Origin of the sequence: Streptomyces sp. NRRL S-118 (assembly GCF_000716335.1) — a bacterium.
Lineage (GTDB): Bacteria > Actinomycetota > Actinomycetes > Streptomycetales > Streptomycetaceae > Streptomyces.
Genome location: NZ_KL591008.1, coordinates 310,788 through 322,583, shown reverse-complemented (window position 1 = coordinate 322,583; position 11,796 = coordinate 310,788). Strand labels below are relative to the sequence as shown.

Annotated in this window: 10 protein-coding genes and 1 pseudogene; all 11 read right to left on the bottom strand. The window is 72.3% G+C overall.

The annotated features are described in order from the left end of the window. Nucleotides 1-199: pseudogene (locus tag IH00_RS0116965) on the bottom strand (1-deoxy-D-xylulose-5-phosphate synthase N-terminal domain-containing protein); the annotation flags it as partial. A 96-nt stretch (nucleotides 200-295) separates the two neighbouring features. Next, entirely contained in the window at nucleotides 296-1,318 is a 1,023-nt protein-coding gene (hpnH, locus tag IH00_RS0116960; protein WP_031074413.1) for an adenosyl-hopene transferase HpnH, read from the bottom strand. 5 nt (nucleotides 1,319-1,323) lie between these two features. After that, nucleotides 1,324-1,995, bottom strand: a complete 672-nt coding sequence (locus tag IH00_RS0116955; protein WP_052411428.1) for a phosphorylase family protein — start codon at nucleotides 1,993-1,995, stop codon at nucleotides 1,324-1,326. Then, complete coding sequence (gene shc / locus IH00_RS0116950; protein ID WP_031074410.1) at nucleotides 1,995-4,007, bottom strand: squalene--hopene cyclase; 2,013 nt, start codon at nucleotides 4,005-4,007, stop codon at nucleotides 1,995-1,997. Before shc ends, IH00_RS0116955 begins: the two co-directional genes overlap by 1 nt. Before the next feature lie 122 nt (nucleotides 4,008-4,129). Beyond that, nucleotides 4,130-5,230, bottom strand: coding sequence for a polyprenyl synthetase family protein (locus IH00_RS0116945; RefSeq protein ID WP_199819764.1), 1,101 nt, complete (start codon nucleotides 5,228-5,230; stop codon nucleotides 4,130-4,132). Next, nucleotides 5,227-6,615 (bottom strand): hydroxysqualene dehydroxylase HpnE, encoded by a 1,389-nt coding sequence (gene hpnE, locus IH00_RS0116940; protein ID WP_031074401.1) that lies wholly within the window; start codon nucleotides 6,613-6,615, stop codon nucleotides 5,227-5,229. Before hpnE ends, IH00_RS0116945 begins: the two co-directional genes overlap by 4 nt. Before the next feature lie 76 nt (nucleotides 6,616-6,691). Beyond that, entirely contained in the window at nucleotides 6,692-7,630 is a 939-nt protein-coding gene (hpnD, locus tag IH00_RS0116935) for a presqualene diphosphate synthase HpnD (protein ID WP_031074399.1), read from the bottom strand. An 8-nt stretch (nucleotides 7,631-7,638) separates the two neighbouring features. After that, on the bottom strand, nucleotides 7,639-8,550 hold the full coding sequence (gene hpnC / locus IH00_RS0116930) for a squalene synthase HpnC (protein ID WP_031074396.1): 912 nt from the start codon (nucleotides 8,548-8,550) through the stop codon (nucleotides 7,639-7,641). Between the two features lie 500 nt (nucleotides 8,551-9,050). Beyond that, the gene (locus IH00_RS0116925) at nucleotides 9,051-9,872 is read right to left on the bottom strand and encodes an ABC transporter ATP-binding protein (protein ID WP_052411450.1); all 822 of its coding nucleotides are present in this window, start codon (nucleotides 9,870-9,872) and stop codon (nucleotides 9,051-9,053) included. A gap of 13 nt (nucleotides 9,873-9,885) precedes the next feature. Further along, nucleotides 9,886-10,824, bottom strand: a complete 939-nt coding sequence (locus tag IH00_RS0116920) for an ABC transporter permease (protein WP_031074394.1) — start codon at nucleotides 10,822-10,824, stop codon at nucleotides 9,886-9,888. A 98-nt stretch (nucleotides 10,825-10,922) separates the two neighbouring features. Beyond that, nucleotides 10,923-11,795 carry a glycosyltransferase family 2 protein gene (locus tag IH00_RS0116915; RefSeq protein ID WP_031074391.1) on the bottom strand — a complete coding sequence of 291 codons (873 nt, stop codon included), beginning with the start codon at nucleotides 11,793-11,795 and terminating at the stop codon, nucleotides 10,923-10,925. Nucleotide 11,796 lies beyond the last annotated feature (1 nt).

The following is an 11,796-nucleotide window of genomic DNA, read 5'->3' as shown; positions in this document are numbered from 1 at the left end:
TCTTGTCCTTGGGGGACTCGAAGACCCGGTGCAGGGCGATGGTCAGCTCCACCACGCCCAGGTTGGGTCCCAGGTGTCCCCCGGTCCTGGCCACCGCCTGGATGAGGAACTGCCTGATCTCGTCCGCGAGTTCGTCGAGCCCGGCGCTGTCCAGCGCTGCGAGGTCGCGCGGCCCGCGGATGGTCTCCAGCAACGTCACGCTCGGACACCCTCTCTGATCCGGTTCGGCCGGCGGTGGCGCGGGCGGCCCCGAGGGGCCCGGCGACCGCCGTGTGCGCGGCGGTCGTCACGGCTTTCAGCCGCGGCTTCCCGAGACGGTCTCGCGCGCGGCCCGCAGGGACTCCTTCAGCGAGCCCATCGTGGCGAGGACGGCGGTCGGCTCGTAGCCGCAGTGCGCCATGCAGTTGGCGCAGCGCGGGTCCTTGCCGCGGCCGTACGCGTTCCAGTCGGTCTCCTCGATGAGCTGGCGGTACGTCGGGACGTATCCGTCGGCCATCAGGTAGCAAGGTCGCTGCCAGCCGAAGAGCGAGTAGTTCGGGATCGCCCAGGCCGTGCACGGGAAGTCGGCCTTGCCCTCGAGGAAGTCCAGGAAGAGCGGTGAGTGGTTGAGTCTCCAGCGCCGCCGGTTGCCGCCGGCGAACGACTTCCTGAACAGCTCGCGGGTCTGCTCGACACCCAGGAAGTGCTCCTGGTCGGGTGCCTTCTCGTAGGCGTACGCGGGCGAGATCATCATCTCGTCGACCTTCAGGTCGTCGTTGAGGAAGTTCAGCACCTCGATGACGGTCTGCGGGGTGTCCGTGTTGAAGAAGGTCGAATTGGTGGTGACCCGGAAACCGCGCCGCTTGGCCTCCTTGATGGCCTCCACCGCCTCGTCGAACACACCCTCCTTGGCCACCGACTCGTCGTGCCGTTCCCGCAGCCCGTCGATGTGCACGGCGAAGGCGAAATACCGCGAGGGCGTGAAGTCCTGGAGCTTCTTGCGCAGCAGAAGGGCATTGGTGCAGAGGAAGACGTATTTCCGCCTGGCCACCAGTTGGCGCACGATTTCATGGATCTGCGGGTGCATCAGCGGCTCGCCGCCCGCGATCGACACCATGGGCGCGCCGGATTCCAGGACCGCTCCGACCGCCTGGGCGACCGGCATGCGCTGCTTCAGGACTCCGGCCGGGTGCTGGATCTTCCCGCAGCCCTCGCACTTCAGATTGCAGGCGTAGAGCGGCTCCAGCTCGACGATGAGGGGAAACTTCTCACGCTTGCGGAGCTTCTGTTCGAAAAGATAGGTCCCGACCCGGATGGTCTGGCGAAGCGGCATGGCCATCTGGCTCACCTCCTGGGGAGCAGCAAAGAACGGTGCCATTCAAAGAATGCGGGCAAGACGGAGCGAAGAACGAGGAATGCTGATATTCCCCCCCGCACTGTGCCGATCCGGACGAGCTCGTGCTCAGGAGCATCCACGACCACCCGGACGGCCGCAACCGGGCGGGACCCCGCGCCGAGTGCGGCCCCGAGCGTGGCCGCCGACTCCATGTCCACCGCGATGGCGCCCGTGGCCCGCAGGTCGGCACGCTCCGGGCCCCGGACGACGTGGTCGGAACCGGTCAGCGGGCCGGTGTGCACCGTACGCCCGGGCACGGCCCGCCCCAGCGCCTCGACCAGCAGGTCCGTGCCCGTGCAGGCGGCCGGGCCGCCGGGGCCCCGGGTCTCGCCGGCGACGACCAGGTCCCCCGGGTGCATCCCCGGGGCCAGCCCGGCGCAGAAGCCGGACGCCACCACGGCGGCGTCCCGCAGCGGCTCCCCGGCGAGCGCCCGCGCCACCGCCTGCTCGGCGTTCGCGGGGCCCATGCCCGTACGCAGCACGGTCACCGGACCGGGCGCGCCCCCGTGGCGGCGCCGGCCGCGCAGGGCGAAGCGTTCGATGCCGAGCGCGCAGGCGATCAGCAGCGGCGGCGCGACGAGCTCCGCGTCGGAGTCGGGCGACTCCGGTCCGGATGCCATCACCCCTCCTTGCCGAGGTGACCGAAGGAGGGTTCGCCGTTGACGTACCGGCCGAGCGCGGTGAGGGGGAAGACCTGCCGGTACAGGTGGTAGTTGATGGAGAAGTCCCACGGGAAGCCGGTGCCGGTGAAGTGCGGCTCGTCCCAGGAGCCGTCCTCGCGCTGGGTACGCGCGAGCCAGAGGATCCCGCGCTCCACCGCGGCCGAGTCCCGCTCCCCCGCGGCGAGCAGCGCCATCAGTGCCCACGCGGTCTGCGAAGCGGTGGACGCGCCGCGGCCGATCCACTTCTCCTCGCGGTAGGAGCGCAGGTCCTCGCCCCAGCCGCCGTCGTCGTTCTGGACGGACTCCAGCCAGGCGACGGCGCGCCGGACGGCGGGGTGGGAGTGCGGCAGCCCGGCCGCCGTCAGCGCCGGCACCACGGACCCGGTGCCGTAGACGTGGTTGACGCCCCAGCGTCCGAACCAGGAGCCGTTCGCCTCCTGTTCGGCCAGCAGCCACTCGATGCCCCTGCGCGTCCGCGGGTGGTGGGCCTTGCCCTCGTACGCCAGCATCTCGACCACGTGGGCGGTGACGTCGGCCGACGGTGGGTCGACGACCTCACCGAAGTCGCAGAAGGGCAGCCGGTTGGGCAGGGTGCTGGTGTTGTCGGCGTCGAACGCGGCCCAGCCGCCGTCGCGGGACTGCATGCCGAGCGTCCAGCGGGCGCCGCGCTCGACGGCCGCGTCCAGCCGCTCGGGGTCGGGGTGCCGCACCCGGCGCAGCGCGAGGATCACCTCGGCGGTGTCGTCGATGTCCGGGTAGGTGTCGTTGTGGAACTCGAACGCCCAGCCGCCCGGGGTGAGCCCGGGCCTGCGCACCGCCCAGTCACCGGGCCGGACGATCTGCTCGCCGATCATCCAGTCGGCCGCCTTGACCAGCGCGGGGTGGTCGGGACGCAGGCCGGCGTCGGCGAGCGCGATGGTCGCCAGGCAGGTGTCCCAGACGGGTGACTGGCAGGCCTCGACCATGCGGGAGCCGTCGTCGCGCCAGACGGCGAACCGGTCGAGGGATTCCAGGCCCGCCCGCATCACCGGGTGGTTCAGGTCGTAGCCGACCAGGCGCAGGGCGATGAGCGAGTAGACGGCCGGGGGCTGGATGCCGCCCCAGCAGCCGTCGTTCTCCTGCCGCTCGATGATCCAGCGGGCGGCGGCGTTCATCGCTGCTCCGCGCAGCGGGCGCGGGGCGACCCTGCGGTACGCGTGCAGGGCCTTGTCCAGCCGCTGGAAGAGGCCGTCCCAGGTGGTCGCCGGAGCGAGGGGCCGGGGCGGGTTGGGCCGGCGGGGGTCGGTGTGCAGCTCCTCCAGCGCGAAGGGTGCCGGGCGGACGGGGCGTTTCGCGGAGACGATGGTGAGCGGCACGATGGTCTGCCGCGCCCACTGGCCGAAGTCGTAGATGTTGAGCGGGAACCACGGTGGCAGGTAGATCAGCTCGGGCGGGAGTTCCGGCAGGTCGTCCCACTTCCACCAGCCGAACAGCGCCAGCCAGATGCGGGTGAAGACCCGGCTCGCGGCGATGCCGCCCCGGGCCCTGATCCAGGCGGCGGCACGGGCCATGTGCGGTTCGTCGGGCCGGTCGCCGGCCAGCCGCAGCGCCACGTACGCCTCGATGGTGGCGGACAGTTCGCCGGGGCCGCCGTAGAAGGTGGCCCAGGTTCCGTCCTCGCGCTGCTGGCCGCGGATGTGCCGGGCCGCGGCGCGGGTGACCGTCTCGTCCGTGATCCCGAGGAACTGTCTGAGCAGGAGGTCCTCGGCGTCCATGGTGACGTTGGTCTCCAGGTCGCCCTTCCACCACCCCTCGGCGTCCTGCCGGGCGAGGAGGTGCTCGACGGAGCGCCGGACGGCCCGCTCCGCGGCCTCCCGTACGCCGCCGTCCCTCGGGGCGGCGGGGCCGGCGGGGAGGGTGGTGGCTGTTTCCATGGCCGAGGGGGCCCAGGGCTCGGGGGCTCCGGCGCTTCCGTCGGTCGTCGCTGTCATGGCTTCCCCTTCGTGCAGTGGATGTGCTGCGGCTGCGGGTGGGCCGTCGGCCGGTGCGCGGGGCACCGGCCGGCGACTAGCGATTCATATGGTGGTGAGGCGGCTGCTCGTCCCGATGGCGATCATCTCTTTCGTACGACGACGAAGTCCGCGAGCGCGATGAGCTGGGCGCGGATCCGTTCCGGCATGTCGACGCGGTGCAGTGCCTCGATCGCGACGGCGTGCTGGCGGCGGGCTTCCTCGGAGGTCCACTCGCGGCCGCCCGCCTCCTCGATGAGGGCCGCGCGCATGGCGAATTCCTCCTCGGAGAAGCTGTCGAGGTCGCTGCTCTTGGCGTCGGCCGCGAGGAGCTCCGCGAGCCGCTCCGAGGCCGGGCCGCCCGCGGCGAGCGCGGCGACGACCGGCAGCGACTTCTTGCGCTGGCGCAGGTCGCTCCAGGTCTGCTTGCCGGTGGCCTCCGGGTCGCCCCAGATGCCCAGCAGGTCGTCGACGGCCTGGAAGGCGAGGCCGAGGTGGTAGCCGTACGCCTCCAGGGTGTCGGCGGTGCGGTCGTCGGCGCCGCCGAGGACGGCGCCGATGGAGCAGGCGCAGGCGAGCAGCGCACCGGTCTTGTTGCCCTCCATCTCCAGGCACTCCTCGACGGTCACCCGCTCGCGGTGCTCGTAGGAGATGTCCTGGGCCTGGCCGTCGATGAGCTTGCGGCTGGCGGTGGTCAGCCGGCGCGTGGCGCGCCCGGCGTCCACGGTGCCGAGCTCCAGCAGCAGTTCGTTGGCGAGCGCGAACAGCGCGTCGCCGACGAGGATGGCCTGGGCGGGGCCGTGGACCTTCCACACGGTGTCGCGGTGGCGGCGCTGCTCGTCGCCGTCCATGAGGTCGTCGTGCAGCAGCGAGAAGTTGTGCACGAGTTCCACGGCGACCGCGCCCGGGACGCCGGTCTCGGGCTCCGCGCCGGCCGCTTCGGCGGACAGCAGGGCGAGGGCGGGGCGTACGGCCTTGCCGCTGTCGCCGTCGGCGGGCCGGCCGTGGGCGTCGATCCACCCGAAGTGGTAGGCGGCGACGGTGTCCATCGGCGGCGCGAGCCGCTTCACGGCCGCGCGCAGCACCGGGGTGGACAGGGTCCGCCCGCGCTCCAGCAGGGCTGCGACGTCCACGGTGTCGACGGCCGGATTCACCGGGGGCACAGTCGGCACGGTCTCTCCTCTTGTTCCAGTACTCAGGCTCATGCCGCCTCCTCGAGCGGATGTACATGGGGGCGGCCGAGTGCCGAGAGGGCGGCGTCCGCGGCGGTGAAGCCGCTGCGTACCGCACCTTCCATGGTGGCGGGCCAGCCGGTGGCGGTCCACGCGCCGGCCAGGTACAGGCCGGGCGCTTCGGTGAGGGCGGCGGGGCGCAGCCGGCCGACGCCGGGGGTGGGGGCGAACGTCGCCGTGCGCTCCCGGGTGACGAAGAAGTCGCGCACCTTCGCGCCGCGCGCGGCGGGCAGCAGCCGTTCCAGTTCGGGCAGGTAGCGCTCGCGCAGGACGGCGACCGGCTCGTCGATCTCGGCACCGGCGGCGGACTGGGACAGGGCCAGGTACTGGCCGTCGGTGTACCCGGAGGCGTCCGTGCGGTCGAAGACCCACTGGACCGGGGAGCCGAGCGCGGTGAAGAACGGCTGCCGCAGCACCTTGCGGTCGTACAGGACGTGGACGTTGAGGATCGGTGCGGTGCCGATGTCCAGGAGCTTGCCGGGGTCGTCGAGCGCGCCGGGCGGCAGCAGGTCGTGGGCCTCGGTCTGCGGTACGGCGAGGACGACGGCGTCCGCGTGGAGCGTTCCGCCGGGCACCCCGACCCGCCAGCGGCCGTCCTCCGTGCGGGAGAGCGAGGTGGCCTTGGTGCGCAGTTGGGTGCGGACGCCGAGCGAGTCGAGGGCCGTGCGGGCGAGGGTGTCGTGGAGCTCGCCGAGGGGGACGTGCGCCCAGCCGATGTCGGCGGCGCCCGGTTCGGAGAGGAGCCCGGTCTTGAACACCATGGCGGCCAGGCCCATGGAGGCGTGCGGCGCGGTGGCGTTGAGGGTGGCGACTCCGACGAGGTCCCACAGGGCTTCGACGGCGCGGGGCGTCTGGCCGTGGCGGGCGAGCCAGGTGGCGAAGTCGACGCCGTCGAGGGCCGGGTCGGCCGGGTCGAGCTTCTTGAGGGCGAGGGCGGCCCGGCCCACGCTCACGCGCTCGGCGAGCGACAGGTGCGGGTAGGTCGCGAGGCTCGCGGCGAGGTGCAGCGGTACGGGCAGGGCGGTGCGCCGCAGCCGGCCGAGGCGGGGGCCGCGGGGGTGGGCGACGTCGAGGACGGGGACGTCGAGCCGTGGCTGGAGGGGCGCGAGGTGGGCACCGCCGACACGGTCGAGGAACCACCGGTAGGCGGTGCAGCAGCGCAGGTAGACGTGCTGGCCGTTGTCGACGGTGAGGTCGCCGCGCTTGAAGGAGAAGGCGAGGCCGCCGAGGCGGGGCCGCCCTTCGAGGAGGGTGACGCCCAGTCCGGCCCCGGCGAGGCGCAGGGCGGCGGTGATGCCGGCGATCCCGCCGCCGACGACCACGGCGTGCGGGCCCGGCGTCAGGCCGTCGTCGCTCATGCGACCTCCCCCCTGCGTCGTCCGGCCGCCGCCGTCAGGGACGCGGGAAGCGGGGCGCGGGTTGCTCCACGGGGCATCAGGCACGCCTCCTGAGGGTCTGCCGGGACATGGTCCGGGCGTCGAGGCCGGACAGGCCGCGCACGGCGACGTACGCCTTCTCCCGGCCGGGCAGGGAGACCCGGCCGCGGAGCACGGCCTGCGGGTCGCGCTCGATGCGGTCGAGGAGGCGGCGGTAGATGCCCGCCATCGCGGCGACGCAGGCGCCGCTGCGGCGGTCGAGCAGGGGCAGCAGCCGGTAGCCCTCGGCGAACAGCGCGCGGGCGCGCCGCACTTCGAAGTGCACCAGGCCCGGGAAGTCCGCGCCGGCCGGCGGGGTGGCGCTGCGGAAGCCGTCGGTGCAGCCGAACTTGGCGAGGTCGTCGGCGGGCAGGTAGGTGCGGCCGCTGGTGGCGTCCTCGCGAACGTCCCTGAGGATGTTGGTGAGTTGGAGGGCGAGGCCGAGCGTGTCGGCGTACTCGGAGGCGCGTTCGGTGCCGCGGGTGCCGTTCGTGGTGCCGAAGATGGCGAGCGAGAGCCTGCCGATGGCACCCGCGACGCAGCGGCAGTACACCTTGAGGTCGTCCCAGGTCTCGTACGTCTCGCCGCGCACGTCCATCAGGACGCCGTCGATGAGCTCGTCGAGGGCGCCGAGCGGCAGCGGGAAGCGGCGGGCGGTGTCGCACAGGGCGACGGCGACCGGGTCGGTGTCGTCCTCGTCGACGGCGTCCTTGCGGATGCGGTCGAGCAGCTGACGGGTGGCGTCGAGGCGCTCCTCCTTGGCCGCGGTCCCGAGCCGGCCGTCGCCGATGTCGTCGACCCGCCGCGAGAAGGCGTACAGCGCCGACATGGCCTGCCGCTTCTCGGTGGGCAGCAGGCGGATGCCGTAGGCGAAGTTGCGGGCCTGCTGCCCGGTGACGGCCTCGCAGTAGCTGTACGCGGCCTGCACCGGCGCGGACATGTGTGTCCGTCCTTCCATGGTCCCGCTCACCCCTCTCCACGCGCTCTTCGCAAGACGGCTCCCATCCGGCGCAGCAGTTGCGGCCTGCCGGCTTTGGGCGGTCCCTGCAGTACGTCGTGTCCGGCGGCCTCGATCGCGTCGAGCGAGGCGTGTCCGCCGGCGACGAACCCGGCGAGCAGCAGCCGGAGCCTGCCGTGGACGCTGCCGACCAGGGGCATGCCCTCGTCCAGGAGCGCGCGGGTGCGGTCCACCTCGGACGCGATCAGCGCGCGGACCGCCGCGCCGGCGGTGGGGCGGGCCAGATCGGCCTCGGTGACGCCGAACCGTTTCATGTGCTCGGCGGGCAGGTAGACGCGGTCGCCGGCGAGGTCCTCGGCGACGTCCTGGAGGTGCTCGACGATCTGCAGGGCGGTGCAGACGGCGTCGGAGCGGCGCAGGCGTTCGGGGCTGGTGGTGCCGGTGATGCCCAGGACGAGACGGCCGACGGTGTTGGCGGACAGCTCGCAGTACGCGACGAGGTCGTCGTACGTTTCGTAGCGGCGCACGAGCTGGTCCTGGCGGTTGGCCTCGATGAGGCCGAGGAACGGTTCGGGGCTCAGGGCGTGGCGCCGCACGGTGGGCTGCAGGGCGCGCAGCAGGGGGTGGGCGGGGATGCCGTCGAAGACGCGGCGCAGGTCCGCCTCGAACGCGTCGAGGAGGGTGAGCCGGTCGCCGGCGAGCTCCGGGGGGACGCCGAGGTGGCGGGCGTCCCCGCCGCCGGGCGCCAGGTCGCCGTCGCCGATGTCGTCGACGAGCCGGGCGTAGCCGTACACCGCCATCAGGTCGTCGCGCCAGGCCCGGGGCAGGAAGAAGGGGGCCACGGGGAAGTTCTCGTGGGCGGCCTTGTCGAGCGTGGCGCGCGAGGAGGCGTCGGGGCGCGCCTGCCGGGTACCTGTCACCGCGGACTGCCCGGCGCGGGGACGGCGGGATCCTCGCGGAGCTGGAGATTCACCGTCATTGCCGTCACGTCTCCCGTTCTACACTGCCGATCCAAAACATCCTATTTCGGACACGCCGCCGGTCCTCCGGACTGGCGGGCCGGAGTGGCGGGGCCGCCCGGCAGGCTCATGGGCCCCCACGGTTCGCCTCCGGGGGTAACGCCCCACTTGCCGCGAATCAGCACCGGTACAGCTTACGTTGTACAACGCCGGAGCTCCTGTCGGGGTGTTACGCGCTCGGGGAACACGGACCCGAAGAAGTTCGCATATGCCACCAAACACCCTCGGCACCGCGGGACTTGGACCGCCCGGACGCCGGACGGCGCGCATGAGCCGGCAGGGCCGCCCGGGTCCGCGTGGCCGCTGCGCCGCCGTCGGTGGCACCGGTCCCCGTCCGGTCCGGGCGCGCCCGGACCGGACGGGGTACGCCCCTGCCGGACCCGGGAGCGGCGGCACCGGGGTCAGGGCTTGCCGGTTTCCTTCTCGTAGGCCTTGAGGACCTCGTCCGTCGGGCCGTCCATCAGCAGCTCGCCCTTCTCCAGCCAGAGCACGCGGTCGCAGGTGTCCCTGATCGACTTGTTGCTGTGGCTGACGAGGAAGACGGTGCCGGCCTCCTTGCGGAGCTCGCGGATGCGCTGCTCGGAGCGGATCTGGAACTTGCGGTCGCCGGTCGCCAGCGCCTCGTCGATCATGAGGACGTCGTGGTCCTTGGCGGCGGCGATGGCGAAGCGCAGGCGGGCGCCCATGCCGGAGGAGTACGTCCGCATGGGCAGCGTGATGAAGTCGCCCTTCTCGTTGATGCCGGAGAAGTCGACGATGTCCTGGTAGCGCTCGCGGATCTCCTCGCGGGACATGCCCATGGCCAGACCGCCGAGGATGACGTTGCGCTCACCGGTCAGGTCGCCCATCAGCGCCGCGTTGACCCCGAGGAGCGAGGGCTGGCCGTCGGTGTAGACCCTGCCGCTCTCGCACGGCAGCAGGCCCGCGATGGCGCGCAGCAGGGTCGACTTGCCCGAGCCGTTGGTGCCGATGAGGCCGATGGCCTCGCCGCGGTACGCGGTGAAGGAGACACCGCGCACGGCGTGGACCCTCCGCACACCGCGCGATTCGCCCCGGTCCCGCCGGATTATCCGGTTCAGCGCCGCGGTGGCGCTGCCCTTGCCCGCCGTGCCTCCGCCGTTGACGCGGTACACGATGTGCACGTCGTCGGCGATGACGGTCGGGATGCGGGCGCCGTCCGCGGTGACGGTCGGGGGCGCGTCCTCGGCGTCCCCGGCGGTGATGTCCTTGATGTCCTCAGCCACGGCCGTACCGGTCCTCTGCCTTCCAGAAGTACACGAAACCGGCGGCGCCGACGAGGACCGCCCACAGCAGGCCGGCGAACCAGACGTGCGAGGGGAGGTTCGCGGAGCCGTAACCGTCGATCAGGGCGAAGCGGATGAGGTCCATGTAGATGGCGGCCGGGTTGTACATCAGGACGTCGGCGATCCAGGCCGGCTTGTCCTGCAGCATCACCGGGATCGAGAACATCACGCCGGAGGCGTACATCCAGGTCCGCAGGATGAAGGGCATCAGCTGGGCGAGGTCGGGGGTCTTGCTGCCCAGCCGGGCCATGGCCAGCGCGAGCCCGGTGTTGAACACGAACTGCATCGTCAGCGCCGGCAGGATCAGCAGCCAGCTCGCCGACGGGTAGCTGCCGAACGCCGCGACGATCGCGAACAGCACGATCATCGAGTACATCAGCTGCTGGAGCTGCTGCAGCGCGAAGGAGATGGGCAGCGACGCGCGGGGGAAGTGCAGCGCCCGCACCAGGCCGAGGTTGCCGGCGATGGACCGCACGCCGGACATCACCGAGGTCTGGGTGAAGGTGAAGACGAACACACCCGTCACCAGGAACGGGATGTACACCTCCTTCGGCATGCCCTTCCCGGCGTTCAGGATCAGCCCGAAGATCAGGAAGTAGACCGCGGCGTTCAGCAGCGGAGTCGCCACCTGCCACAGCTGGCCGAGCTTGGCCTGGCTGTACTGGGCCGTCAGCTTCGCGCGCGAGAAGGTCAGGATGAAGTGGCGACGGCCCCACAGCTGCCGGACGTACTCGGGCAGGCTCGGCCGGGCACCGCTCACCGACAGACCGTACTTGGCCGCCAGCTCCGCCGGGGACAGGCCGTCGTCGGGGGATGGCGGGGCGGGGGCCGCGGTCACGGCGATCGCTCCGTCATGGATTGTCTCACTCACCAGTTGGCACTTTCGTGTTCAAGATGCGCGGCGGGAAGGGCGCGGGTCAGGTGGCGGCCAGGTCCCGGGTACGCCCGGTGCTTGTCGGTACGAGCTTGTCAGATGACAGGAGGACGGCCCAGTCTCGTCAGCCGCCACACGGTACGCCACTTCATCGGGCGCCGGGGACCGCAGGGGCTCGTCCAGCCTTCCCGGAACCCGCCGAACCACGCCTTCAGCGCGGGCGCCGAGGGGCGGCGGGCGAGGGTGAGCAGCAGCCAGACGCCGAGGTAGAGGGGTACCAGCGGCGCGGGCAGGTTGCGGCGGGCCAGCCAGACGCGGTTGCGGGCGACCATCCGGTGGTAGACGGCGTGCCGGGAGGGCGCGGTCGTCGGGTGGAACAGGATCATGTCCGCGCGGTAGTCGATCATCCAGCCGGCGTCGAGCGCCCGCCAGGCGAGGTCGGTCTCCTCGTGCGCGTAGAAGAACTCGTCCGGCAGCCCGCCGACCTCGGCGAACACCTTCGTGCGGACGGCGTTGGCGCCACCGAGGAAGGTCGTCACCCGCGAGGAGCGCATCGGGTCGGAGGCCCGCAGCCGCGGTACGTGGCGGCGCTGGGTGACGCCGGTGTCCGGGTCGGCGATCCGGAAGCTGATGATGCCCAGCTCCGGGTCGGCGGCGAAGGCCCGGCGGACGAGCTCGGCGGTGTCCGTGTTCGGCAGCAGGCCGTCGTCGTCCAGGAAGAGCAGGGCGTCGACGTCGCTGCCGTGGGGCCCGAAGGCCTCGATGCCGACATTGCGGCCGCCGGGGATGCCCAGGTTCTCCGGGAGGTCGATGGTGCGCACCCCGTCGGGGACGCCCGTGACCGGGGCGCCGTTGCCGACGACGACGATGTCGACCGGGTCGCCGTCCTGCTTGCGGACGGACTCGATGAGGGCGCGCAGGTCGTCGGGGCGGTTGCCCATGGTGATGATGACGGCACCGAGTCTCATG